Here is a 23,420-nt window from a genome sequence, read left to right on the forward strand (position 1 = left end):
GGTTCTGAATGCTTTTTAGGCCTATCGAAAAACGGACGCTTGATAACGCTCAACACAGCAGCGTTGAGTGGGACGGGTGGGGTAGCCACACGAAAGGAGCATGTTGTTTGCGCAATCCTACAGAAAAGTCTGAGGGGTGTTGTCGTACAAGCAGAGATGAGTCTTGTATTAATGCTCTTTGTTGTGTGAGCACTCGCTTTTAGGCAGTTTCGTTTTAGTGTTTCTTAATAGATGCATAACAACTTCAACTGCCAATGTAGGTAAGTTGAATAAGAAGGTAGCTGTCAAGATGATGGCTTTAAGGACGATAAAGACATGAATGGATTCGACGATAAACCAGGCTTTCAAATAAAGGAAAACGACACGGCTAAACGTGTCGATGAAGAGGAATGTGAGTTGCTCAATGAGCAGGATGGCTTGACTGTTGGTTCGGCGCACAATGACGCGCAAACAGAAGAAAGCGACGTTTCAGACGCGAAGATGGCGAGCTTGAAGTTAAGTCTTAAACCTTTGAAGCCTCCGAAGCTAACGGGGCATCCAGCCGGCACGAAGCCGCCGTTTAAACCTCCTGTTTCCCCCCCGGCAAAACCTCCGATAAAGCCACCGGTGAAACCCCCTGTAAAACCTCCAGTCAAGCCTCCCGTTAAGCCCCCGGTTAAGCCTCCCGTAACCAATCCGGCAACCACGGGTGGTGGTCGAGGCCAGATCAGCGAGGCCCTGCAGTTCATTCTGGCGAATTTCGTTGCGCCTGCTGCTGTTGAGATCGTTGTTGATCAGATTACCGGCAAGCGAACCGTTAAACACCCCGAAGGCAGTCAGCAAAATGCAGACGGTTCTGTTACTCATCCCGACGGCACTACCGTTATGCCTGATGGTTCGGTCAAGCATCCTGATGGCAGTACCACCCGAGCGGATGGTGTTTGGGTCTCGAAAACGGGCGATACATTGGACAACAAAACGGGCATCTACACCTTTTCTACGGGCGAGTCCGTGCAAGGTGTAAAAAATAGCAGTGGTGAGTGGACGTTTCCGGACGGGAAAGGCGCGCAAGGTGATGAGAAGGGTTCAGGAGGCTCAGACACACTGCCTGAAGGTGCGCAAAAAAATAGTGACGGAAGTATCACTACAGCCGATGGCGTTACGACCTATGAGAATGGCGATAGCTTTAATGACAATACCGGTCTGTTTACGTTCAAAGATGGCAGCACGACTCAAGGCGTTAAAGGCGATGACGGTGCTTGGGGGTTTCCTGAAGTTAAATAAAATCGATTAAAAGCAGCGCCCGTTTTCGTGCATAAACGTGGCTATATAAAGATCAGCGATAACCTCTAGTACGAGCTGATCTAACGGTCACGTTTTGGAATGCTCGCCTTGAAAGTTGGCGAAGACGTCTTTCAGCGACTATTTTTAAAACCTCCACGAGGCGTAACAGCGGTGACGTCTCAGCTATTCACGCGTGCGGTTGAGCATTCAGGGAGAGTTCTACATGAGGATTTATCAACGTTTTGTCATGTTGTTAAAAGTCATGATGTTGCTGACAGTGAGCGCCTCAACGGCGTGGGCGAGCAATCCGCTGCAAGGTCAGGCCGCCGGGTTTTCTGCAACCGGTGTGCCGGGGCCAACGGTCAATGCGATTTACAAATCGGAATCCGAACCGGGTGATCAAGGGCAGGGAGGAAGCGCGGGGGATGATGATCAGGTCGATGGCGATGAAGACGCTGTTGACAGCACCACCCATAGCGAGGATGGCAAGACCGATCGCAAGGACGATGACAGTGTTGATCACGGCAAGTCCAGCGATGGTCAGTACTAGTCCTTGAGGTTCCTCCAACAGCTGAATAAAAAACGCGCCTCTGAACAGGCGCGTTTTTCTTTAGCTCGTATTCTTTAGCCCGTATTAAGTGAGGAATTGCTCGGCGTAGTGGCAGGCCACCTGGCGGTTATCGAGCAAGCGCAATGCGGGTTCATCCGTGCTGCACAGCGCTGTCGCATAGGGGCAGCGCTTGTGAAATGCGCAACCTGAAGGCGGGTTAAGCGGGTTAGGCAGCTCCCCGACGATCTTGATTTTCGGCTTCAGCGGATCGGGATGAATGGTCGGGGTGGCTGACAGCAGCGCTTGGGTATAGGGGTGTAGCGGCCGAGTGTAGATCTCCTCTTTGGGCCCCATTTCCACTGGGCGGCCGAGGTACATCACCAACACTTGATCGGCTACGTGCCGCACCACTGCCAGGTTGTGCGAGATGAACACATAGGCTGTATTGAACTCTTGCTGCAGGTCCATGAACAAGTTGAGCACTTGTGCCTGGATCGATACGTCGAGGGCGGATGTCGGTTCGTCGGCCACCAGCACTTTGGGTTGCAGCATCATGGCGCGGGCCAAGGCGATTCGCTGGCGTTGACCGCCGGAGAACATGTGCGGATAGCGCTGATAATGCTCAGGCCGCAAGCCGACTTGCTTCATCATTGCCTGCACTTTTTCGCGCCGTTCGGCAGCGCTCAGCGAGGTATTGATCAGCAGGGGTTCGGCCAGTTGATCACCGATTTTCTGACGGGGGTTAAGTGACGCATAGGGGCTTTGGAACACCATCTGCACGTCTTTACGCAGCTGTTTGCGCTCGGCCTTGTTAGCCCCGGCGACCTCGTGCCCGGCGATTTTCAGCGAGCCGGACGACGGCTCTTCAATCAGCGTCAGCGCGCGGGCAAGGGTGGACTTTCCGCATCCGGACTCTCCCACCACGGCCAGGGTTTTGCCTGCTTCCAGTTCAAACGACACGCCATTGAGGGCGCGCACCAGTGCATGGCCCTTGAACAGGCCACGGGACACTTCGTAGTGACGGGTTAGGTCGCGGGCGGTAAGAACGACAGTCATTACGCCACCTCCTGATTCAAGGGGAAGAAGCAGCGCACCTGGCTGTTGGCTTTGGGTTCCAGCGCCGGACGCTGTTGACGGCAGGTGTCCTGAACGTACGGGCAGCGCGGCGACAGCAGGCAGCCTTGCGGGCGGTCATAGCGGCCCGGCACGATGCCGGGCAGGGTAGACAGACGTGAAGCGCCCATGCTGTGTTCCGGAATGGCGGCCAGCAACGCCTCGCTATAAGGGTGCGCGGGCACGTCAAACAACCCAGGCACCTGACCGATTTCCACCGCTTGGCCGGCGTACATCACGCACACGCGCTGGGCGGTTTCAGCCACGACCGCCAAGTCGTGGGTGATGAGCACCAGGCCCATGTTCTGCTCGCGTTGCAGGTTGAGCAGCAGGTCCATGATTTGCGCCTGAATGGTCACGTCGAGTGCCGTTGTGGGCTCGTCGGCAATCAACAGTTTGGGTTCGCCCGCAATGGCCATGGCGATTGCCACGCGCTGGCTCATGCCGCCGGACAATTGGTGCGGGTAGGCGTCCATGCGGCTGGCCGCGCCGGGGATTTCAACCTTTTCCAGCAGCTCGATGGCGCGTTTGCGTGCGGCCCTGCCGGACATTTTCAGGTGCAGGCGCAGCACTTCTTCGATTTGAAAGCCCACGGTGTAGCTGGGGTTGAGTGCGGTCATGGGGTCTTGAAAGACCATGGCCATGTCCTTGCCGACAATTTGCCGCCGTTGACGTGGGTTCAGGGTCAGCATGTTCTTGCCGTCGAAGTTCAGTGCGTCGGCGGTGACGATGCCAGGGTGCTCGATCAACCCCATCAGCGCCATCATGGTCACGGATTTGCCCGAACCCGATTCGCCGACGATGGCCAGTACTTCGCCTTTATCCACAGACAGGCTCAACCCGTCGACCACTGGCACCGCCTTGGCGTCGCCAAAACGGACGTTGAGATTCTTGATTTCTAACAGTGACATGGGAATCTCCTCAGGCGGCGTTCTTGAGTTTCGGGTCCAGCGCATCGCGCAGGCCGTCGCCCATCAGGTTGATTGCCAGCACGCTGAGCAAAATGGTCAGGCCGGGCAGGCTGACGACCCACCAAGCGCGTTCGATGTAATCGCGGGCCGAGGCCAGCATGGTGCCCCACTCGGGGGTTGGCGGCTGTACGCCCAGGCCCAGAAAGCCCAGTGCCGCTGCGTCGAGGATGGCCGAAGAGAAACTCAGGGTGGCCTGAACGATCAGCGGCGCCATGCAGTTGGGCAGTACCGTGACGAACATCAAGCGCGGCAGGCTGGCACCCGCCAGACGGGCGGCGGTCACGTAGTCGCGGTTCAGTTCACCCATGACCGCTGCGCGGGTCAGGCGCACGTAAGAAGGCAACGACACCACGGCAATGGCGATCACGGTGTTAATCAGGCCAGGGCCGAGGATGGCGACAATCGCCACCGCCAGCAGCAATGAAGGCAGGGCCAGCATGATGTCCATCAAGCGCATGATGCCGGGGCCGAGAAAGCGCGGGAAAAACCCGGCGAACAGGCCGAGGATCACACCCGGAATCAACGAGATGACCACTGACGACAGACCGATCAGCAGGGACAGGCGCGAGCCTTCGATCAGTCGCGACAGCAAGTCACGGCCCAGTTCATCGGTGCCCAGCAGAAATTGCATTTGCCCGCCTTCAAGCCACGCCGGTGGCGTCAGCAGGAAATCGCGGTATTGCTCGCTCGGGTTATGCGGGGCGACCCATGGCGCAAAAATCGCGCAGAACACGATGATGCTCATGAAGATCAGGCCGGCCACGGCGCCCTTGTTGCGGGAAAACGCGTGCCAGAATTCTTTGTAAGGCGATGGATAAAGCAGGCTTTGATCCACGGCGGTAGCAGGGGTAGGTGTGCTCATGGTCATGATCTCAGCGCTGATGACGGATGCGAGGGTTGGCAAAGCCGTAGAGGATGTCCACCACGAAGTTGACCAGAATCACCAGGCAGGCGATTAACAGGATGCCGTTTTGCACCACGGGATAGTCCCGGGCGCCAATGGCTTCGATCAGCCATTTGCCGATGCCCGGCCACGAGAAGATGGTTTCAGTCAGTACAGCGCCCGCCAGCAGGGTGCCGACTTGCAGGCCGACCACGGTCAATACCGGGATCAGCGCATTGCGCAAACCGTGTACGAAAACCACGCGTGCGGGTGACAGGCCTTTAGCGCGGGCGGTACGGATGTAATCTTCGCGCAGCACCTCGAGCATGGAGGAACGGGTCATGCGCGCGATCACGGCCAGCGGGATGGTGCCCAGCACGATGGCGGGCAGAATCATGTGGTGCAACGCGTCCCAGAAGGCTTCGGGTTCATCGCTGAGCAAGGTGTCAATCAGCATGAAGCCGGTTTTGGGCTCGATGTCGTAGAGCAGGTCGATACGCCCGGACACCGGGGTCCAGCCCAGGCTCACGGAGAAGAACATGATGAGGATCAGGCCCCACCAGAAGATCGGCATCGAATACCCCGCGAGGGAGATGCCCATCACCCCATGGTCAAATAGCGAGCCTCGCTTGAGCGCTGCGATGACCCCGGCCAGCAGCCCGAGTACACCGGCGAACAACAGCGCGGCCATCGACAGTTCAAGGGTGGCGGGGAACAGCGCGGTAAATTCGGTCCACACGCTTTCGCGGGTTCTCAACGATTCGCCCAGATCGCCGTGGGCGAGCTTGGTCACGTAGTCGAAATACTGTTCGTAGAGCGGTTTGTTCAGGCCCAGTCGTTCCATGGCCTGAGCATGCATCTCTGGATCGACCCGACGTTCCCCCATCATGACTTCGACCGGATCGCCGGGGATCATGCGAATCAGGGCGAACGTCAGCAGGGTGATGCCGAAGAACGTAGGGATCAGGAGCCCTATTCGGCGGGCAATAAAACTAAACATCGTGTGGTGTACCTCATCAGCCGGTTAGGCAGGACCGCCAGGGCCCGGATGAACGCTGGCGGGTGTTTTATTGTTCTACTTCGCCCGGGTGGTGGCGAAGTTGTTGTTCGTCAGTGGGCTAAGTACATAGCCCTCGACGTTGTTGCGTCGGGCGGTAAAGAGCATGGGGTGTACGACGTTGATCCAGGGCTGGTCCTGATTAAAGAGCACCTGGGCCTGTTCATAGAGTGCCGCCCGTTCGGCGGGTTCAGTGATGTTACGGGCTTTGGTGATCAGGGCTTCAAAGTCCTTGTTGCACCAGCGGGCGTAGTTTTCGCCATTTTTGGCGGCTTCGCAGCTGAGCAGCGGGGTCAGGAAGTTGTCCGGATCGCCGTTGTCGCCGCCCCAGCCGGTGGACACCAGATCATGTTCGCCATTTTTGGCGCGCTTGAGCATCTCGCCCCATTCCATGACGCGAATGTCCAGTTTGATGCCGATCTTGGCAAGGTCTGACTGCAATAGCTGGGCCCCGAGCATCGGATTAGGGTTGGTCGGGCCGCCGCCGTTGCGGGTAAAGAGGGTAAAGACCTGCCCCTCAGGCACCCCGGCTTCCTTGAGCAGGGCACGGGCTTTGTCCAGGTCGCGGGGCGGGTGTTCAATGGCGGTGTTGAACCCCAGCATTGTGGGCGGGTAGGGGTTGATGGCCGGTATCGCGTTGCCTTTGCCGTGAACGGAAGTCAGGTACGTCTCTTTGTCGAATGCCATGTCGATGGCTTTGCGCACGCGCACATCGTCCAGGTATTTGTGGCGGGTATTCATGGCGATGTAGCTGGTCATCAGCGCTGCCATTTCGTCGACTTTCAGGTTCGGATCTTTCTTGATGTTGCCGACTTCATCCGGCTTTGGGTACAGCGCGATCTGGCATTCGTTGGCTTTGAGCTTTTGCTGGCGCACGTTGCTGTCGGTGGTGACAGCGAAAATCAGCACATCACTCGGTGGTTTGCCGCGAAAGTACTCAGGGTTGGCTTTGAAGCGGACCTGCGCGTCCTTGTTATAGCGCACAAAAATAAACGGGCCGGTGCCGATGGGTTTGCTGTTCAGCTCGCTGGTTTTGCCGGCTTTGAGCAGTTGATCGGCGTATTCGGCCGAATAGATCGAGTTGAACGGCATGGCGATGTCGCGCAAGAAGGGCGATTCGGCATGGTTGAGCGTGATTTTGACCGTCATGTCGTCGACTTTTTCGACGCTCTTGAGCAGGTTTTTAAACCCCATGCTTTCAAAGTAGGGGTAGCCGACCAGCGATTTGTCGTGCCACGGGTGATTCGGGTCCAGCTGGCGCTGAAAGCTCCAGACCACATCATCGGCGTTCAGGGTGCGGGTCGGTTTGAAGTAACTGGTGGTGTGAAATTTCACACCGGGGCGTAGGTAAAAGGTGTACTCCAACCCGTCAGGGCTGATCTCCCAACGTTCCGCGAGGGCGGGTTCTACGTCGGTGGTGCCGGGTTTGAAGTCTGCCAGACGATTGAGGATGGTTTCGGCCGAAGCATCGGCGGTCACGGCAGTGGTGTACTGAACGATGTCGAAACCTTCGGGGCTGGCTTCAGTGCAGACCACCAACGGTTTGGCTGAAACGCTGAGCGCGGTGCTGAACACTGCCACGGCAAGGGCCGAGCGTAGTGGAAGTCGTTTCATGGCAACCCTCTTCAATCGGTTGGGCCAGCGTAGCGGCTGTGCCTGACGTGTCGCGCCAGGCACAGCCGCCAGATGGTTAAAGAATGTTGAACGGAATGGTGGTAACCAAACGGAACTCGTTGATGTTTCCATCGGCCTGGAACCGGCTGGCGCGGTGCGTGGTGTAGGTCGCACGAATCGCCGTGGCTTTCAGTGGTCCGCTTTGAATAGCATATGACGTGCCAATGCTGTATTCGGAGTGGTCTTCGCCGTTCATGTTCTTGACGTCGTAGGCGGTGCCTTTGTATTTGGTGCCGTCGATGTCAAAGCCGCGCGCGTGGTAGGCGTTGAACTTCAGGCCCGGGATGCCGTACTGCGCCATGTTGATGCTGTAAGCCAGTTGCACCGACTTCTCGTTCGGGCCGTTGAAGTCCGACAGCAGGGAGTTGGCCAGGTAGATGCCGTTGGTTTCATGCAGGTAGTCGAAGTACTCGTCGCCGATCACTTGCTGGTAGGACAGGGTCACGGTATGCGCCTGATGGGTCAGACCGAATGCCAGGCTGAAGGTGTCATTGTTGATCTCCCCCATGGCCTTGCTGCCCGTGTCCAGGGTCTTGTAGTAGTTGAAGTTGGTGTTCAACCCCAGCACGGCGTTGTCGCCCAGGTCATGCACGGCACCGAAGTAGTACTGGTTCCAGAAGTCTTCAACATGCGTGGCGTACAGCGAGGTCTTCAGGCTTTGGAACGGTTGATAGTTGAGGCCGGCGACGCTGGCGCGATCGGTCTCGACCCCGGTAGCGCCGTATTCGCTGCGAAACTTCTTCAAGCCTTGTTCGGTACGCGGCGAGACGCGGTCAAAAGAGCCCGCGTCGAAGGACAGGTTGTTGAACTCTTCGCTATGCAGGGCTACCCCCTGGAAGCTGGACGGCAGGGCACGGTTGCCGATCACATCGATGGTCGGGCTGCTGAAGTTCTGTCGGCCCACCACCAGCGTGGTGTTGGAGATACGGGCCTTGACGTTCGCCAGCCCGAGCTTGCTCCACTGGCCAACGGCATCGCCGTCACTGTGGGTCAGGGTGCGGTTGTTCTTGCCGGCGATGTCATTCACATCCCGGTCAAGGGCGATTGCGTTGTAGGCCGCGACCTCGGTGCTGAAGCCAACGGTGCCCTGGGTGAACCCCGAGCTGTAATCAAGAATGGTGCCTTGCACCCAGTTGATACGGCGCGGTGTGGTTTTTTCGACGCCGTGATCGTTGTAGGTGAAGCGGCCGTTATTGCGCTTGAGTTCATTGGCGTACCAGTTGCGGGTCGTGCCGCTCAGGCTTTGCCCTTCGATAAAGCCGTTGGCTTCGCTTTGGCTGCTGGCACCGGTTTTCAATTGCGTGGGCACAAATGTCTGACTTACCTCTTCGGCATTCGCCATCGCCGCAAGGCTGCTGATGGATAAGGCCAGTAACGCGCTGCTTGTGACTCTCATGGTTGAGGCTCCTCTGCTTCTTTTTTTATTGCCGCTCTTTATGAATTGAGCTGGCTGTTGTGGAACGAGTTAGCACATTGCAAACGTTTGCCAAGGGTCACTTGGCTACAGTGTTCTCCTGGCCGCCCCAAGCGGCCTGAAGACACTGACAAGAGTCGGGTAGGGGTTAGTCGGCGATGCTCACGCCGGAGAAAGCGTTACGGCCAAACGGGCTCACGGCGAACCCTTGCACTTTGGCGCTCAGCGGCTGATTAACCGTCGAGTGGGCAATGGGGGTAATCGGGACTTGCTGTTTAAGTAACTGTTGGGCCTGTTTGTACAAGACTGTGCGCTGATCGCGGTCGGTGATGATCTTGGCGTTCTTGACCAATGCGTCGTACTCCTTGTTGCACCACATGGAGTAGTTGTTGCCACCAATGGCGTCGCAGTTGTACAGGGTGCCCAGCCAGTTATCCGGGTCACCGTTATCGCCGGTCCAGCCAATCAGGCTGATGTCGTGCTCGCCATTTTTGGTGCGTTTGATGTACTCGCCCCATTCGTAGCTGACGATCTTGACCTTGAGCCCGACGTTGCCCCAGTCCGATTGCAGCATTTCAGCCATCAGCTTGGCATTGGGGTTATACGGGCGTTGCACCGGCATGGCCCACAGGGTGATTTCAGTGCCTTCCTTGACCCCGGCGGCGCGGAGCATTTCGCGGGCTTTTTCAGGGTTATAAGGCGCGTCCTTGATGGTGTCGTCGTAGGACCACTGCGTCGGCGGCATGGCGTTCACGGCTTTCTGGCCAGCGCCTTGATACACGGCCTGCAGGATGCTGTCCTTGTTCACGGCCATGTCCAGCGCCTGACGTACTTCAAGTTGATCGAACGGTTTGTGCTGCACGTTGTAGGCGATGTAGCCAAGGTTGAAACCGGGCTTTTCGATGACCTGCAGTGTGGGGTCGCTTTTGAGGCTGGCCACGTCGGCCGGGCGGGGATTGAGCGAGACCTGGCATTCGTTTTTACGCAGCTTTTGCATGCGCGCCGAGGCGTCGGTGTTGATTGAGAAAATCAGGTTGTCGAGCTTGACCTGACTCGGGTCCCAATAGTCCTTGTTGGCGACGTAGCGAATGTTCGAGTCTTTCTGATAACGCTGAAACGCATAAGGGCCGGTGCCGACCGGTTTTTGATTGATCTCGCTCGGCTTGCCCTTCTTGAGCAGTTGATCGGCGTATTCGGCAGACAGAATCGCGGCAAAGTTCATGGCGATGTTCTGGATGAATGCTGCGTCGACCGAGTTGAGTGTCATGACGACGGTCATCGGGTCGGTCTTTTTAACGCTGGCGATGTTCTTGTCCAGGCTCATGCTGCTGAAGTAAGGGAACTCGGTGGGATACGCCTTGCGAAACGGGTGTTCGGGATCAAGCATGCGGTTGAACGTGAACAGCACGTCGTCCGCGTTAAAGTCGCGCGTCGGGGTAAACCATTTGGTGGTGTGAAACTTTACGTTCGGGCGCAGATGGAAGGTGTACGTCAGGCCATCTTCGGAAATGTCCCAGCGGGTCGCCAGCGCTGGCTCGGCGGCGGTGCCGCCTTTTTCAAATTCGGCCAGGCGGTTGTAAATCGGGTTGGAGGCATCGTTGTCCGTGGCGGTGGTGTACTGCGCGGTGTCAAATCCGGCCGGGCTGCCTTCAGAGCAGAACACCAGGCTGTTTGCAGCGTGTGCCAGAGGGCTGCCTGCTATGACGCCTGCGCTGAGCAAAGCCGATAAAACCAAATGGTTACGCATTGCGATCCCAATCCTTTTTCTTGTTATTGAGTCCTGAGCAAACGCCTTGCACGGTCGTTGTTCTCAGGGCGTCGACATCATCAGCTACGGCGTTCACCTCGGCGCAATACAACATGTGTTCAAAAACCATAAGCGGTCGATGGACATGCGTAAATGCGTCGGGCCTGACAGGAGCGTAGGAAATGTCTCGGCGTCCTATAGCCTCTGCTGTAGTACAGAGTGGCTTCAGGATGAAGGGGATTTCCGCCGTCCTGGCAGAGATAGCAGTGCGGTGCTGAACCGCACTGCCAGGTCCTTGCTTACTTGGTAACGCTGACCCCGTAGAACGAGTTCAAGCCAAACGGGCTGATCTTGAAGTCCTGCACGTTGCTGCGCATGGGTTGATACACCGTCGAGTGCGCGATAGGTGTCATCGGCACTTGTGCCTTGAGCAGTTGCTGCGCCTGTTTGTACAGTTTTGTGCGCTCTTCAACATCTGTCGTGCCTTTGGCCGCCTTGATCAGCTTGTCGTAATCAAGGTTGCACCACTTGGAGAAGTTATTGCCACTCAGTGAATCGCAGCCAAACAGTACGCCAAGCCAGTTGTCCGGGTCACCGTTGTCGCCGCTCCAGCCGATGATCATGGCGCCGTTTTCGCCGCCTTTGGAACGCTTGATGTACTCGCCCCATTCATAACTGACGATCTTGGCCTTGATGCCAATTTTGTCCCAGTCGGACTGCAGCATTTCAGCCATCAGCTTGGCATTGGGGTTGTACGGTCGTTGCACCGGCATGGCCCACAGGACGATTTCGGTGCCTTCCTTGATGCCCGCTTCCTTGAGCAGTTCTTTGGCTTTTTCGGGGTTGTACGGGACGTCCTTGATGGTGTCGTCGTACGACCACTGGGTCGGTGGCATGCCGTTAACGGCTAACTGACCTGCGCCCTGATACACCGAGTCAATGATTTGCTGTTTGTTGACCGACATGTCCAGCGCCTGGCGGACCTTGAGTTGAGCCATCGGGTTAGGCTCGTTACTGCCCTTGATTTTGTCCATCACGTTGTAGGCGACATAGCCAAGGTTGAAGCCTGCCTGGTCAGGCATTTTCAGGTTCGGGTCTTCTTTGAGTGCCTTGAGGTCGGCTGGACGCGGGAAGAGGGTGACCTGGCATTCGTTCTTTTTGAGCTTCTGGATACGCACCGAAGGGTCAGTGGTAATGGCAAAAATCAGGTTGTCGATTTTGACGTCTTCTGGCTTCCAGTAGTCCTTGTTGCCGGTGTAGCGGATGTTCGAGTCTTTTTGGTAGCTCTTGAATACGAACGGGCCTGTTCCTATCGGTTTCTGGTTGATGTCCGACGGTTTGCCTTCTTTCAACAGTTTTTCGGCGTACTCGGCAGATTGCACAGAGGCAAAGCTCATGGCCAGGTTTTGAATGAACGCGGCATCGACACCGTTCAGCGTGAACTTGACGGTCTTGTCGTCGATTTTCTCCACCTTGGCGATATTTTTATCCATGCCCATGTCGGTGAAGTAAGGGAATTCGGTTGGGTATGCCTTACGGAACGGCATGTTCTTGTCGAGCATGCGGGTGAACGTGAAAACCACGTCGTCGGCATTGAACTCGCGGGTGGGCTTGAAGTACGGGGTGGTGTGGAACTTGACCCCGTCACGCAGATGGAAGGTGTAGGTCAGGTTGTCGGGGGAAATGTCCCAGCTCGTGGCGAGGCCGGGTTCAACCTTGGTGCCGCCGCGTTCGAACTGGCTCAGACGGTTGTAAATGGTCTCGGCCGCTGCATCGAAATCGGTCCCGGTGGTGTATTGGCCCGGGTCAAAACCGGCTGGACTGCCTTCAGAGCAAAACACCAGATTGGACGCCGCGTGAGCGAAAGGTGCGCTTGCCAGCAGGCTGGCGCCCACTAAAAACGGAATGACCGCGTGTTTGAACATGGTGGCCTCATGATTTTTGTCATTTTTGGTTTGAGGGCGACCTTGTGAGTCGACCCGGCGATACTTATGCACGGCCCATACCCATTGCAAGATGCCTTCTGCCTTGAACCGGTAATTCGTGGAACGATCGTACAAGAATGTCGCCTTTATGTAATTTATGACGCATTTGATCGTTTGCGTCCGGCTTTTTGACGCATTTTGTAATGTTTGTAGGCAGCGCTGAAACCGTCGTTGCACGGTTTTGGGGCGTGGCTGTTACTTATCTAGACTCTCTCGTTAAAAAGCTGTCAGTCAGAGATGATTTGTTGCGTAAGTCTTCACTGGTTTCTGCGCATGAAGGGTCTGTAGGGTTTTTCGCGCACGCAAAAAAGCCCCTGAGGCGTGGCCGTCTCAGGGGCTTACAGGTTGTGAATCGAGCGGTTACTGCATTTGCACCTCAATCACACCGTCGGCACTCATGCTGACTTCACTGGTGCCCGCTTCGATGTCCGGGGTCGGTGCGGATTCCATGTCGGCGGCGGCCGCTTTCATCATCATCGGGCCGCGCATGAACGGCTGCGGATAGCCGTTGCTGTTGAGGTTCAGGCTGACAATTTTGTAGCCCTTGCCGCCCAACGCGTCTGTGGCCAATTGGGCGCGAGCCTTGAATGCATTGACCGCCTCTTTGAGCAGCGCATCTTCGCTGGTTTTGCGCGCAGCATTACCGACGGCGAACTGCATGTTGCCCATTTTCAGGGTTTGCATCAGCTCGCCAGTGAGTTTGGACAGGGCTGCGAAATCGGAGCTTTCCAGACGCAGTTCGGCGCGTTCACGCCAACCGGTGATCTTTTGCGATTTGTTGTCGTAGACCGGGTAACTGTTGCGACTGCCCTGGCGCAGCGTCACGTCCTTGACCTGCTTGGCCTGGCCAATTGCCTTGTTCATGGCCGTGGTGATTTCAGCGGCCAGTTTGGCGGCGTCGGCGTTTTGCGCCTCGGTATAGAGCGTAACGATCATCAAGTCGCGCGCAACCTCCTGACTGGCTTCGGCGCGCAAAGACACCTGGTTGTAATGCAAATCATCGGCAGCCAGTGCGGGCAGGCTGGCCAGTGCGCCGAGGCTCAGGGTCAGAAGGGCGGCAGTGCGAGGGAAAGTGGACATGAAGGCTCCTTGAATGAGATCGGCAGGCGTAGGCGTGCTGGCCTGCATCTGAAGCATCAGACTGTAGAACGCCGGATTCAGTTCGCCTGTTTACATTTTCAATACATATGCGACCTGTCGGGTTTCAGACGGCATACCGTGTGCAAGCGCGGGGTGAGTAGCCCGTATTTGTGAAAAAACACTGTGGCCCATTGCCGCACTTTTGCCTGCGGGGCCATCAGCTTGGTTATACTCCCGGCGATCCGCCTGGAGCGCTCATCAGGAGAGCTCATGCTCGCCCCCGTACAGTTAATGTCTGCTGCCCGTCAGAACCTCTGGCGCCTTACGATTATCCGCACCTTGGTCCTCGCTGCCCAAGCGGGTTCGGTGGGGATCGCCTACCTGTTTGACTGGTTGCCCCTGCCCTGGTTTCAGCTATGTATCACCCTCGGGTGCTCGATGCTGTTGTGCGCGTTTACCGCCATCCGCTTGCGCACCACCTGGCCTGTCACCGAGCTGGAATACGCGCTGCAACTGACGTGTGACCTGTTTATCCACAGTGCACTGTTGTATTTCTCGGGCGGCTCGACCAACCCGTTCGTCTCTTATTATCTGGTGCCGTTGACCATTGCTGCCGTGACGCTGCCGTGGCGGTTTTCCGTGGCATTGTCCGGGATCGCGCTGGCGCTCTACACGTTGCTGCTGGTGCAGTCTTATCCGCTGGATACGGGCGCTTTCTTCCGCGAAAAATTGCAGATCTACGGAATGTGGTTGAGTTTTGCCCTCTCGGCAGCCGTCATCACCTTCTTCGCTGCGCGTATGGCCGAAGAGCTGCGGCGTCAGGAGGAGCTGCGGGCGCTGCGCCGTGAGGAGGGGCTACGTGACAAGCAATTGTTGGCCGTGGCGACCCAGGCAGCAGGCGCGGCCCACGAGCTGGGTACGCCGCTGTCGACCATGAGCGTATTGCTCAAGGAAATGCGCCGCGAACACCCGGACCCAGAGTTACAGGACGACCTGAGCGTGTTGCAAGATCAGGTCAAATTGTGCAAGGAAACCCTGCAACAGCTGGTGCGCGCGGCAGAAGCAAATCGTCGCTTGGCGGTTGAAGTTCAGGACGTTACCCAGTGGCTGGACGAAGCCTTGAACCGCTGGCATTTGATGCGCCCTGAAGCGACCTATCGCTTCAAGTGCCTGGGGCATGCCCCGGTTCCGCGCCTGGCGCCACCGCCGGATTTGACTCAGGCCTTGCTTAACCTGCTCAACAATGCAGCAGACGCCTGTCCGGAAGGCCTTGAAGTCACGGTGGACTGGGATGCGGTGGACTTGACCATCAGTATCCGCGACCACGGTGCAGGTGTACCGTTGGCTATCGCCGAGCAAATTGGCAAACCCTTTTTTACCACCAAGGGCAAAGGTTTCGGCCTTGGCCTATTTTTGAGCAAAGCCAGCGTGACACGCGCCGGCGGCTCGGTAAAACTCTACAGTCATGAGGATGGCGGTACGCTCACCGAGCTGCGCCTGCCTCGTGTCGCCCGAGGAAACGAAAATGAGTGAAGAAATCCAGGTCGAAGGCGAAGAACTGCCGCATCTGTTGTTGGTGGATGATGACGCAACGTTCACCCGTGTGATGGCACGCGCCATGAGCCGGCGCGGTTTTCGCGTCAGCACGGCGGGTTCTGCGGAGGAAGGGTTAGAGCTGGCCAAGCAGGATCTGCCTGATTTTGCTGCGCTGGATTTGAAAATGGACGGTGATTCGGGGCTGGTGTTGCTGCCCAAGTTGCTGGAGCTTGACCCGGAAATGCGGGTGGTGATCCTGACGGGGTATTCGAGCATTGCCACTGCCGTTGAAGCGATCAAGCGGGGCGCGTGCAACTACTTGTGCAAACCTGCGGATGCCGACGACGTACTGGCCGCCCTGTTGACCCAGCATGCTGATCTGGATGCTCTGGTGCCGGACAACCCCATGTCGGTTGACCGCCTGCAGTGGGAGCACATCCAGCGCGTATTGGGCGAGCATGAAGGCAATATTTCGGCCACCGCCCGTGCCCTGGGCATGCACCGCCGCACCTTGCAGCGCAAATTGCAGAAGCGGCCAGTACGACGCTGACTGGCTGCCGGCTTTTGAACAGAGGCCGTGCGTTCCCGTTTGCAGCTCAAATGCTCCTGCAAACGGGAAACCTGCAGACCTATGACGATTATTCAGCCAAGGTAAATGTGACGCCGCTGGAAGTCTGACCGCTCACTTCATAACTTAGGGTGACGGTTTCGTAATTGTTCGGATTTAAGATGGCGCGGTGGATATTAATCACCGCTTTTTGTGCACTGGCTTCCTCTGCTGTCACCGTGTGTTCGTAAAACCACGTGTTGCCGCCGTTGTTCTGTTGTCTGTAGAGCTGGACGATCAGCTCCAGGGTTGCATTTGCGACGAGTGCCGAAGTGCCGATATGAACGGCGTAGTAACCTACACCCCCTGAGTAGTGCAGCACACTGGCGTCTGACTCCGGTACTTGGGGAGCGGGTAGGGTGGTGGTTGAGGGCGGCGTGTAATGGGCTTTTTCTTTCAAATCTTTTTTGCCAACGTTTGTACCCTTTTCACTTTTCATAAATCTTCCTTGTGAATGATATGAACAGCAAAAAAATCATGTGCAAATGAAGCCTTCTCAGTAATCCACATCCACCTGGGTCAGTCACCCTGTCAGAAATGACAGTGGCGACGTGCGGTTCTGCGCACTAAACAGTGGCAGCCAGCGTGCTAGAGTGCTGGCTTCGACTTGCGGAGCACGTCATGAGCCGTTTATCGCGTTACGTTGCACCTATTGTGTTGATGGCCAGCCTGCCTTTGACTGCTGCGCCTGCGACAACTCAACTCTTGCACTCGCAGTTTTTGCCTACTGATGACCAGCAGTTGCGCACCGAAAAACCTGAACAGCAGCAGTTGATGCTGGTGACGTCCTATTCGGTGGTTGTGGGCAGTCAACGCCAGTCCAATCAACAGCCGATTCCCGTGACCTCGCCATTGTTTGTCCGCTTGAAAGGTAAACCGATGAGCCAGGGCGCGACGGTGCGCGAGGTGTTGATCTCGTTTGACGGAGAAAGCAAAAGCCTGAAAAAACCCGCGTTTGACAGCACAACCAGAACCCTGACGCTGTCGTACCCTATGACGCAGTATCGCGTGGTGATGGACCTGCTGCGCAATGACACGGTGTATTGCCAGTTTTTGACCTATGCCAACGGCCATATCTGGGCTGACTTGCACACCGGCAGCGTGCGCGCTCGTTGAGGCTTGGGTAAACTGCGGGCCCCGTGAAGTATCAGCAAGCTGGAGTCGGACATGCGTAAAGACAAGAAACAGTTGATTGGCGATGAGATCGGCGATGAGCAGATCAAGTTGTTCCTGGACTTCGAGCCCGTGGACGCGACGTCCCCTTCGCTGCACAAATTGATCAAGGCCTATCGCGGATTGCGCATCGACGATTTCGAGCGTTTTCTGACGTTCTTTAAAGAAGCCGGTTTTGACCTCGATGGCAAGGACGAACACGGCCAGACCTTCGTGGATGTGATCAAGGATCAGCGCAACGCTGCCGAGTACATCGAACTGATCGCTAACGCCCGCGCCTGACGTATGCCGGTTGTCGCAGCCTTTAAGGCTGCGACGCCAAACTCTTCGCTTATTACCGATTTGTCTGACACCCCTGGCAGCCTTGATCGCCGGGTGTTTTTTTGTGGGCGATCAATACTCAAGTCGACAGGCAGTCTGTTCGCTGCTCATCAGGAGGATGGGCGGTGCAAAAAACAGTGAAAGGATTTCAACGTTGAAAGCGATAAAACGGTTTATTACTCGGCTGTTGATGGGGTTGGGCCTGGGGGTGATGGCCTCGCCGGCAATGGCCCTGGATGAGGTGCTTGAGGTCGAGATTCATAATGCGACCTCTGCGGCGATTGCACCCGGAAAGGATTTTTCGTGGTTGGAAAGCCCGGCCAATGCTGGGCATGACTTTGTCATTGAGCCGGGTGGCAGTCAGGAGTTGACCTACTATTTGCCGCAATCGCGTGGCAATGAGTCGTTCAGTTATCGCCAGGGTGAGCGCGCGTGTGTGTTCAGTTTTAGCCATCTCCCCCCGGACCATCCGCGAGGCAGCCGCCAGGTCAATGCCCGTTCGGCGGGGCAGGTATTGAGCCTCTGTAGCGCGGAGTTGATCCCCGTGACTGACGACGATGACTTTGTGAGGAACGGCGGAACGCACGTCCTGTTCACCATGGGGCCGTGATCCGGCACCGGTGCGCGAACAATAAAAAACCCTCACCCCAAAAAAGGGTGAGGGTTTAAGCGTGACGCTGAAACCCGAAGGTCGCGTTACGCGATACTGGTGTTCGGCGCCACCAGCTCCAGCAACTCGGAGTTACGGGTGCTGATTTCACGGTACAGCTCGGCGTCTGTTTCCAGCACCTTTTCCCGCGCCGGGAAAATTTCCTTGAGCTTGGCAGCCCATTCGCCCGTGGCTTTTTGCGCGAAGCAACGTTCGATCAGGTCCAGCATGATCGATACCGTCACCGATGCCCCCGGTGACGCACCCAGCAGTGCCGCCAGGGAACCGTCTTTGGCCGCGACCAGTTCGGTACCGAATTGCAGCACACCGCCTTTTTTCGGGTCTTTCTTGATGATCTGAACCCGCTGGCCCGCAATCTCAAGGCGCCAGTCTTCAGCTTTGGCCTGTGGATAGAAACGGCGCAGGGATTCCAGGCGCTGTTCCATCGATTGCCGCACTTCGCTGACCAGGTACTTGGTCAGGTCCATGTTGTCGCGCGCAACGGCGAGCATTGGCCCGATGTTGCCCAGGCGAATCGACATCGGCAGGTCGAGGAACGAGCCATGCTTGAGGAACTTGGTGGTGAAGCCGGCATAAGGCCCGAACAGCAGGGATTTTTTGCCGTCCACGACACGGGTGTCCAGGTGTGGAACCGACATCGGCGGCGAGCCCACTGCGGCCTGGCTATACACCTTGGCCTGGTGGTGCTTGACCACTTCCGGGTTGTCGCAACGCAGCCATTGGCCGCTCACCGGGAAGCCGCCGTACCCTTTGCTTTCTTCGATGCCCGAGGCTTGCAGCAATGGCAAGGCGGCACCGCCTGCGCCCAGGAACACGAACTTGGCATCGATATGGCGCGTGTTGCCGCTATTGATGTCCTTGACGCTCACCGTCCAGCCGCTGCCATTGCGTTTGAGGCCAGTGACTTTTTGGCTGTACTTGATTTGCGTGTCCGCAGCGCTGGCCAGATGCTTGAGCAACTGCTTGGTCAAGGCGCCGAAGTTGACGTCTGTACCGTGCATCACACGGGTTGCCGAAATGACTTCATCTGCCGGGCGGCCCGGCATCATCAGCGGCATCCACTCGGCCATTTTGGCTTTGTCTTCGGTGTATTCCATGTCTGCAAACGCATGGTGCTGGCTCAGCACGTCAAAACGTTTTTTCAGGAAGGACACGCCTTTTTCGCCTTGCACAAAGCTCAGGTGAGGCACCGGGCTAATGAAGGACTTGCAGGAACCGAAGGTCCCCTGTTGCGCCAGGTGGGCCCAAAACTGTTTCGAGACTTCGAACTGCGCATTGATGTGCACAGCTTTTTTGATGTCGATCGAACCGTCGGCCGCCTGGGGCGTGTAGTTCAACTCACACAGCCCGGCATGGCCGGTGCCTGCGTTGTTCCACGGGTTGGAACTCTCCGCAGCACCTGAGTCCATTTGCTCTACTACTTCCAGCGAAATGCCGGGGTCGAGCTCTTTGAGCAGTACGGCGAGGGTGGCACTCATGATGCCCGCTCCAACCAGTACTACGTCGACTGCTTCGTTATGCGCCATTAACGCGTCTCCAAAATCTACGGCACCAAATTGACGGCATAGCTGCCAGGTGGTCCGAGGCGTGGATCAGGTGGAGCCTCGGGTCACGCGTGGCCAGGATCGCCATGTCCGATTCATCGCAATTGCTTGCTGCTTCAGCGGACGCCACCAACCGGGCCTTGAAGGTTCATATGAACGCACTTCACAGGGCGGGAGGCAATTCGACTTAAGGTCAAGAGCGTCCGTTTGGGCAACCAAATCCGTAAGCGGACAGGCTTTAGTCGTGTGCGGTAAAGCTGACTTCAGACCTGCTGGATGGGGCTGTAACAGACGCTAATGGTGCATGTTCAGACGCAAAACTTTTCATTTGCTCGCCACACTCTTGTGAAGTTGTGAAAACCCGTTTTTTTTCACGCTCTTTTGAAGACGTGAACCTCAAAAAAGGGCTGCCGCATGCCTGGCACCAAACCCGTGTACGACCTGCAAGGCAGGTGTGGCATAGCGGGCGAACAACGCAGTGGCCGAGCAACATGGCAGCTCTGCAGACTGTTAACAGGTGGTGGTTTGCATGAAAAAAAGCAAGCGCCAGCGCTACACAGTCTGTGTGGGCGGCTCTCTGTGGGCGATTTTGGGGTGCTGATACCTGCGTATCAACGTTGTTGCGGGGCCCGATCAGGAGACGTCCTTATAATCGGGGGGAGATTGTAGCGAAGAAACGTCGGCAATTGATCCTGTTAAATGACTTTTATTGGTGATTGAGTCAAACACCCCACATCGGTTGCACCCTTGAACGCGTTGCAGGCGAGGTCACACGGGCGTCAGGCGGTAAAACCTGGTGCAACCAGTTCAGCCGAACTTCTGAGATTTCGACCCAGCCATCGCCGACCGGCGGTTGCGTGCAGTGCTTGAACGCGCGGCAGCGGCCACTGCTGTCCAGGCGTGCAAAGTGGCGGTGGGGGCGGGTGGTGCTCAACAACGACTTTAACCAGTTCATGGCAAACCCCTCTTTCAGTAGTGCCCCCAGGTTGCCACGTTGACGTGACGCACTGATGTACTGCGCATGACAGCCGGGTGACAGCAAGCGGCTGGTTTGCAGGCCGGTGGCCCCGCTATACTGGCGACCAGTTTGACCTTGCCCTGGAGAGATGAGCATGTTGCAACGCCTGTTGTTCGGTTTGATCACTGTGACCAGTTTGACGCTGGTCGGCTGCGCCCACAGCCCGCAACAACTTAGCCCGCAACCCAAGCTGACCACTCAGCTCGCGCCAGTCGGCCGCGGCCAGCCAGTGGTTGTCCGCGTGGTCGATGGCCGTCCGTCGCCGACGCTGGGCACCCGCGGTGGCATGTACCCGGAAACCAGCGCGATCAGTGTCAGCAGTGCGGACCTGATCCCCAAACTGCAAGCCCAGGCTGAAGCCGCCGTCCGCCTGCTGGGTTACACCCCCACCACCAATGCGATGAATGCCCCGCAATTGACGGTGACCCTGGCGGAACTGAAGTACCAGTCCCCCAAAGACTCCATGTACGTGACTGAAGCGACCATTGGCGCCACGTTCCGTTCTGATGTGAAGAACGGCGGCCGTACTTACAGCGGTCGGTACGGTGCGTCGCTGGATCAGCGTTTCGGCATGGCGCCGAATCAGGAAACCAACACCAAGCTGGTCAGCGACGTGTTGAGCGATGCCTTGACCCGCGTATTCAAAGACCCTTCAGTGGGTCGTTTGCTGGGCGAGTAACGGTAGAAAGCAAAAAGCCCGAACTCGGTGAGTTCGGGCTTTTTTGTGCGCGAAGGGTTCAAGCTGCTTCGGCGTACAGCTCCAGACGGCTGACGCCCGTGAGCAAGTCCAGTTCGGGCAAGTCGACATGGGTGTGACCGCTGAGGGCGCAATAAACCAGCCAATGCTGATCCTGAACGTTAAAGGCTAACCCTTCGATCAACGCCTGCTGTTCGTCGCTGGGGGCGATCAGATAGAGGCGGTCCTGGTTTTCTGCGTGCAGCATGACAAGCTCCGTGTCGGTGTCGAGGGGCCACAGAGTGACCGCTTAACATGACGATACGGTGACAGCAGAATTTAGGCGTTGGGTCTGTAGTCGCCGCCGTACAACACGAGGCAGCGACCACAGACGCGGGCTTTACAAGGGCAGGCCTGCCTTGATGCGGTACTGGTTGCGCACCGGCATTGCATATTGCAGCACCAGGTAAGGACGGTGCTCGGCCGGGCAAGCGTCCAGACGGCGCTGCCACTCTTGTCGGGCCTTGGCCAATTCATCTGCCGGGAACACCTGTGCGGCGTCAGGCACCTGCAGTTGCGGGTCTGCGTCCTCCCACTGCGCATACGCCAGGTAGTGCGCCGGGAACAGGCGATAGCCGCCGAGGATCTGGCGATCCATTTCGGCGGCCAACAGCTTGCTGTCTTCGAAAAACTCAGTCACGGGGGCAGCAAAGTTCACGTGCACGCGGCCTTTGTAACCGGTGATGCCGTTGGCGATGCTGGTGTCGTCTTCGCCGGGCGCCTTGGTGTAAGCGCCGGTGGTGGCTCGGATATACAGCTCGCGTGCCTTGGCCTGATCGCACGGGTCGTATTCGTAGCTGATCGACACGGGGGTCATGTTCAGTGACTGAACCACCTCGCCAAACGGCTCGTTCTTGCGGCTCATGTGGAACATTTTCAGGATGGCCGAATCCGTGCGGTCGTCGCCATCTTTGGCGCGGCCTTCAGCCTGCGCAATCCAGATCGAGACGCCATCGTTGCGGATCGAGTGATTGATGTACGCCGACAGCAATTGATAGGCCGCGAGCTTTTCCCGGCGTCCGGTGATCGAACGGTGCACGATGAAACTTTTGTTGAGGCGCATCAGGTCGCTGACAAACGGCTTTTGCAGCAAGTTGTCGCCGATGGCAATACGTGGCGTCGGCAGGCCTGCGTGGTAAACCGCGTAATTGACGAAGGCCGGGTCCATCACGATGTCGCGGTGGTTGGCCAGGAACAGGTAGGCAGTGCCGGACTTCAAATTCTCGACGCCGGAGTAGGTCACCCCATCGGTCGCGTGTTCAATGGTGCGGTCGACGTACACTTCGACTTTGTCTTGCAAGGTGGCGACAGAGGTCACGCCAGCGAACTCTTTACGCAGGCGATGCGCTATAAGAGGTTTTAACAGCCAGCCGAAAGCGCCAGCCAGGCGCGGGAAGCGAAAGTGGGTCAGGATATCTAGAAACGCCTTGTCGCTGAGCAGCCGGGCCAGCACGGCTGGGACTTCGGCGTCGTCGTAAGGTCGGATGGTATCGAATTCGCCCATCATGCTCTCTTGTTGGAAACGGCTAGGGTAAGTAAACAAGGCAGGCCAAAAATAATAGCCCTGCAAATAGACCGGCGATTATACGCACAAGTCACTCTGGAGACCGCGATGCTTGAAACCGAACAGTACGATTGCCCTTATTGTGGTGAGCTGGCAGAAGCGGTGCTGGATCTTTCGGGCGGTGACCAGACCTACATTGAAGACTGCCCGGTGTGCTGCCGGCCGATTGTCTTCACTCTCCAGACCGACGGTCATGAGTGGATGCTCGATGTCCGTAGCGAAAACGAGTAGCCGTCATGCAGCGCATCTACGAGCCTGAAAACCTGATGGAAGCCGAGCTGTTGCTGGGCATGCTCGCCAGCGAAGGGGTTACGGCGACCCTTCAGGGGCGTGACCTGATCGGCGGCACGGGCGAATTACCGGCACTGGGTTTGTTGGGACTGGCCGTGGCCGATGATCACGCCCGTTACGCGCGCGAGCTGATCGATGCGTACAATGCCGCCTCGCCCTTTGAGGGCGACGAGCCTGATAGCTACCCCGATGTGCTGGAGTGTTAACGGCCTTTTGTTCACTG

The 23,420-nt window shown here is 57.2% G+C and carries 24 protein-coding genes; 10 read left to right on the forward strand and 14 right to left on the reverse strand.

Annotated features, from left to right (window positions below; translation table 11 throughout):
- The first annotated feature begins 315 nt into the window (after positions 1–315).
- Complete coding sequence (locus tag IF654_RS04520; protein WP_052892210.1) at positions 316–1,263, forward strand: hypothetical protein; 948 nt, start codon at positions 316–318, stop codon at positions 1,261–1,263.
- 223 nt (positions 1,264–1,486) lie between these two features.
- The gene (locus IF654_RS04525) at positions 1,487–1,813 is read left to right on the forward strand and encodes a hypothetical protein (protein WP_047282219.1); all 327 of its coding nucleotides are present in this window, start codon (positions 1,487–1,489) and stop codon (positions 1,811–1,813) included.
- Between the two features lie 84 nt (positions 1,814–1,897).
- Here the strand turns inward: IF654_RS04525 and IF654_RS04530 are convergent, their stop codons facing one another.
- The 9 genes from IF654_RS04530 to IF654_RS04570 form a co-directional block, all read right to left on the reverse strand.
- Positions 1,898–2,869 carry a peptide ABC transporter ATP-binding protein gene (locus tag IF654_RS04530; protein ID WP_047273698.1) on the reverse strand — a complete coding sequence of 324 codons (972 nt, stop codon included), beginning with the start codon at positions 2,867–2,869 and terminating at the stop codon, positions 1,898–1,900.
- Complete coding sequence (locus IF654_RS04535; RefSeq protein ID WP_047278946.1) at positions 2,869–3,837, reverse strand: ABC transporter ATP-binding protein; 969 nt, start codon at positions 3,835–3,837, stop codon at positions 2,869–2,871. The genes IF654_RS04530 and IF654_RS04535 overlap by 1 nt, the downstream gene beginning before the upstream one ends.
- 10 nt (positions 3,838–3,847) lie before the next feature.
- Entirely contained in the window at positions 3,848–4,759 is a 912-nt protein-coding gene (locus tag IF654_RS04540) for an ABC transporter permease subunit (RefSeq protein WP_047273702.1), read from the reverse strand.
- 10 nt (positions 4,760–4,769) lie between these two features.
- Complete coding sequence (locus IF654_RS04545; RefSeq protein ID WP_047273705.1) at positions 4,770–5,780, reverse strand: ABC transporter permease subunit; 1,011 nt, start codon at positions 5,778–5,780, stop codon at positions 4,770–4,772.
- Between the two features lie 75 nt (positions 5,781–5,855).
- Positions 5,856–7,451, reverse strand: coding sequence for an ABC transporter substrate-binding protein (locus IF654_RS04550; protein ID WP_047273706.1), 1,596 nt, complete (start codon positions 7,449–7,451; stop codon positions 5,856–5,858).
- 76 nt (positions 7,452–7,527) lie between these two features.
- Positions 7,528–8,907, reverse strand: coding sequence for an OprD family porin (locus IF654_RS04555; protein ID WP_047273708.1), 1,380 nt, complete (start codon positions 8,905–8,907; stop codon positions 7,528–7,530).
- 166 nt (positions 8,908–9,073) lie between these two features.
- On the reverse strand, positions 9,074–10,672 hold the full coding sequence (locus IF654_RS04560; protein ID WP_047273710.1) for an ABC transporter substrate-binding protein: 1,599 nt from the start codon (positions 10,670–10,672) through the stop codon (positions 9,074–9,076).
- A gap of 299 nt (positions 10,673–10,971) precedes the next feature.
- Positions 10,972–12,597, reverse strand: coding sequence for an ABC transporter substrate-binding protein (locus IF654_RS04565; protein WP_047282330.1), 1,626 nt, complete (start codon positions 12,595–12,597; stop codon positions 10,972–10,974).
- 420 nt (positions 12,598–13,017) lie between these two features.
- The gene (locus IF654_RS04570) at positions 13,018–13,737 is read right to left on the reverse strand and encodes an SIMPL domain-containing protein (protein WP_047273711.1); all 720 of its coding nucleotides are present in this window, start codon (positions 13,735–13,737) and stop codon (positions 13,018–13,020) included.
- A 270-nt stretch (positions 13,738–14,007) separates the two neighbouring features.
- Between IF654_RS04570 and IF654_RS04575 the strand changes: the two genes are divergently transcribed.
- A complete protein-coding gene (locus IF654_RS04575; RefSeq protein ID WP_047273714.1) occupies positions 14,008–15,270 on the forward strand; it encodes an ATP-binding protein in 1,263 nt (420 codons plus the stop codon).
- Positions 15,263–15,823 (forward strand): response regulator transcription factor, encoded by a 561-nt coding sequence (locus IF654_RS04580; protein ID WP_047273716.1) that lies wholly within the window; start codon positions 15,263–15,265, stop codon positions 15,821–15,823. The genes IF654_RS04575 and IF654_RS04580 overlap by 8 nt, the downstream gene beginning before the upstream one ends.
- A gap of 88 nt (positions 15,824–15,911) precedes the next feature.
- Here the strand turns inward: IF654_RS04580 and IF654_RS04585 are convergent, their stop codons facing one another.
- Positions 15,912–16,319, reverse strand: a complete 408-nt coding sequence (locus IF654_RS04585) for a hypothetical protein (RefSeq protein ID WP_047282221.1) — start codon at positions 16,317–16,319, stop codon at positions 15,912–15,914.
- A gap of 182 nt (positions 16,320–16,501) precedes the next feature.
- Here IF654_RS04585 and IF654_RS04590 point away from each other — a divergent pair, with 182 nt between their 5' ends.
- The 3 genes from IF654_RS04590 to IF654_RS04600 all read left to right on the forward strand — a co-directional run bounded on the left by IF654_RS04590 (position 16,502) and on the right by IF654_RS04600 (position 17,984).
- Positions 16,502–16,996 (forward strand): hypothetical protein, encoded by a 495-nt coding sequence (locus IF654_RS04590; protein WP_047273719.1) that lies wholly within the window; start codon positions 16,502–16,504, stop codon positions 16,994–16,996.
- A gap of 51 nt (positions 16,997–17,047) precedes the next feature.
- Positions 17,048–17,335: a PA4642 family protein gene (locus IF654_RS04595; RefSeq protein ID WP_047273721.1), complete on the forward strand. Its 288-nt coding sequence runs from the start codon at positions 17,048–17,050 to the stop codon at positions 17,333–17,335.
- A gap of 193 nt (positions 17,336–17,528) precedes the next feature.
- Positions 17,529–17,984, forward strand: coding sequence for a hypothetical protein (locus IF654_RS04600; protein ID WP_047282331.1), 456 nt, complete (start codon positions 17,529–17,531; stop codon positions 17,982–17,984).
- Positions 17,985–18,070: 86 nt separating this feature from the next.
- On the opposite strand, the gene mqo is transcribed toward IF654_RS04600, so the two are convergent.
- Positions 18,071–19,570, reverse strand: coding sequence for a malate dehydrogenase (quinone) (mqo, locus tag IF654_RS04605; protein ID WP_047273723.1), 1,500 nt, complete (start codon positions 19,568–19,570; stop codon positions 18,071–18,073).
- 739 nt (positions 19,571–20,309) lie between these two features.
- Positions 20,310–20,543, reverse strand: a complete 234-nt coding sequence (locus tag IF654_RS04610; protein ID WP_047274279.1) for a hypothetical protein — start codon at positions 20,541–20,543, stop codon at positions 20,310–20,312.
- 157 nt (positions 20,544–20,700) lie between these two features.
- On the opposite strand from IF654_RS04610, the gene IF654_RS04615 reads away from it, so the two are divergent.
- Entirely contained in the window at positions 20,701–21,285 is a 585-nt protein-coding gene (locus tag IF654_RS04615; RefSeq protein WP_047273725.1) for a YajG family lipoprotein, read from the forward strand.
- Positions 21,286–21,343: 58 nt separating this feature from the next.
- Here IF654_RS04615 and IF654_RS04620 read toward each other — a convergent pair whose 3' ends face one another.
- Together IF654_RS04620 and IF654_RS04625 are read right to left on the reverse strand one after the other, a co-directional pair.
- Positions 21,344–21,550 carry a hypothetical protein gene (locus IF654_RS04620; RefSeq protein WP_047273727.1) on the reverse strand — a complete coding sequence of 69 codons (207 nt, stop codon included), beginning with the start codon at positions 21,548–21,550 and terminating at the stop codon, positions 21,344–21,346.
- A gap of 132 nt (positions 21,551–21,682) precedes the next feature.
- The gene (locus IF654_RS04625) at positions 21,683–22,849 is read right to left on the reverse strand and encodes a 1-acyl-sn-glycerol-3-phosphate acyltransferase (protein WP_083334193.1); all 1,167 of its coding nucleotides are present in this window, start codon (positions 22,847–22,849) and stop codon (positions 21,683–21,685) included.
- A 105-nt stretch (positions 22,850–22,954) separates the two neighbouring features.
- Between IF654_RS04625 and IF654_RS04630 the strand changes: the two genes are divergently transcribed.
- Positions 22,955–23,137, forward strand: coding sequence for a CPXCG motif-containing cysteine-rich protein (locus IF654_RS04630; RefSeq protein WP_047273731.1), 183 nt, complete (start codon positions 22,955–22,957; stop codon positions 23,135–23,137).
- A 5-nt stretch (positions 23,138–23,142) separates the two neighbouring features.
- A complete protein-coding gene (locus IF654_RS04635; protein WP_047273733.1) occupies positions 23,143–23,403 on the forward strand; it encodes a putative signal transducing protein in 261 nt (86 codons plus the stop codon).
- Positions 23,404–23,420: the final 17 nt, after the last annotated feature.

It is taken from the genome of Pseudomonas lundensis (genome assembly GCF_015377145.2).
Taxonomy (GTDB): Bacteria; Pseudomonadota; Gammaproteobacteria; order Pseudomonadales; family Pseudomonadaceae; genus Aquipseudomonas; species Aquipseudomonas lundensis.

Excerpts from the sequence above, each read along its gene's own strand:
- IF654_RS04520 (WP_052892210.1), top strand. The coding sequence starts at position 316 with ATGAATGGATTCGACGATAAACCAGGCTTTCAAATAAAGGAAAACGAC.
- IF654_RS04525 (WP_047282219.1), top strand. The coding sequence starts at position 1,487 with ATGAGGATTTATCAACGTTTTGTCATGTTGTTAAAAGTCATGATGTTG.
- IF654_RS04530 (WP_047273698.1), bottom strand. The coding sequence starts at position 2,869 with ATGACTGTCGTTCTTACCGCCCGCGACCTAACCCGTCACTACGAAGTG.
- IF654_RS04535 (WP_047278946.1), bottom strand. The coding sequence starts at position 3,837 with ATGTCACTGTTAGAAATCAAGAATCTCAACGTCCGTTTTGGCGACGCC.
- IF654_RS04540 (WP_047273702.1), bottom strand. The coding sequence starts at position 4,759 with ATGAGCACACCTACCCCTGCTACCGCCGTGGATCAAAGCCTGCTTTAT.
- IF654_RS04545 (WP_047273705.1), bottom strand. The coding sequence starts at position 5,780 with ATGTTTAGTTTTATTGCCCGCCGAATAGGGCTCCTGATCCCTACGTTC.
- IF654_RS04550 (WP_047273706.1), bottom strand. The coding sequence starts at position 7,451 with ATGAAACGACTTCCACTACGCTCGGCCCTTGCCGTGGCAGTGTTCAGC.
- IF654_RS04555 (WP_047273708.1), bottom strand. The coding sequence starts at position 8,907 with ATGAGAGTCACAAGCAGCGCGTTACTGGCCTTATCCATCAGCAGCCTT.
- IF654_RS04560 (WP_047273710.1), bottom strand. The coding sequence starts at position 10,672 with ATGCGTAACCATTTGGTTTTATCGGCTTTGCTCAGCGCAGGCGTCATA.
- IF654_RS04565 (WP_047282330.1), bottom strand. The coding sequence starts at position 12,597 with ATGTTCAAACACGCGGTCATTCCGTTTTTAGTGGGCGCCAGCCTGCTG.
- IF654_RS04570 (WP_047273711.1), bottom strand. The coding sequence starts at position 13,737 with ATGTCCACTTTCCCTCGCACTGCCGCCCTTCTGACCCTGAGCCTCGGC.
- IF654_RS04575 (WP_047273714.1), top strand. The coding sequence starts at position 14,008 with ATGCTCGCCCCCGTACAGTTAATGTCTGCTGCCCGTCAGAACCTCTGG.
- IF654_RS04580 (WP_047273716.1), top strand. The coding sequence starts at position 15,263 with ATGAGTGAAGAAATCCAGGTCGAAGGCGAAGAACTGCCGCATCTGTTG.
- IF654_RS04585 (WP_047282221.1), bottom strand. The coding sequence starts at position 16,319 with ATGAAAAGTGAAAAGGGTACAAACGTTGGCAAAAAAGATTTGAAAGAA.
- IF654_RS04590 (WP_047273719.1), top strand. The coding sequence starts at position 16,502 with ATGAGCCGTTTATCGCGTTACGTTGCACCTATTGTGTTGATGGCCAGC.
- IF654_RS04595 (WP_047273721.1), top strand. The coding sequence starts at position 17,048 with ATGCGTAAAGACAAGAAACAGTTGATTGGCGATGAGATCGGCGATGAG.
- mqo (WP_047273723.1), bottom strand. The coding sequence starts at position 19,570 with ATGGCGCATAACGAAGCAGTCGACGTAGTACTGGTTGGAGCGGGCATC.
- IF654_RS04610 (WP_047274279.1), bottom strand. The coding sequence starts at position 20,543 with ATGAACTGGTTAAAGTCGTTGTTGAGCACCACCCGCCCCCACCGCCAC.
- IF654_RS04615 (WP_047273725.1), top strand. The coding sequence starts at position 20,701 with ATGTTGCAACGCCTGTTGTTCGGTTTGATCACTGTGACCAGTTTGACG.
- IF654_RS04620 (WP_047273727.1), bottom strand. The coding sequence starts at position 21,550 with ATGCTGCACGCAGAAAACCAGGACCGCCTCTATCTGATCGCCCCCAGC.
- IF654_RS04625 (WP_083334193.1), bottom strand. The coding sequence starts at position 22,849 with ATGATGGGCGAATTCGATACCATCCGACCTTACGACGACGCCGAAGTC.
- IF654_RS04630 (WP_047273731.1), top strand. The coding sequence starts at position 22,955 with ATGCTTGAAACCGAACAGTACGATTGCCCTTATTGTGGTGAGCTGGCA.
- IF654_RS04635 (WP_047273733.1), top strand. The coding sequence starts at position 23,143 with ATGCAGCGCATCTACGAGCCTGAAAACCTGATGGAAGCCGAGCTGTTG.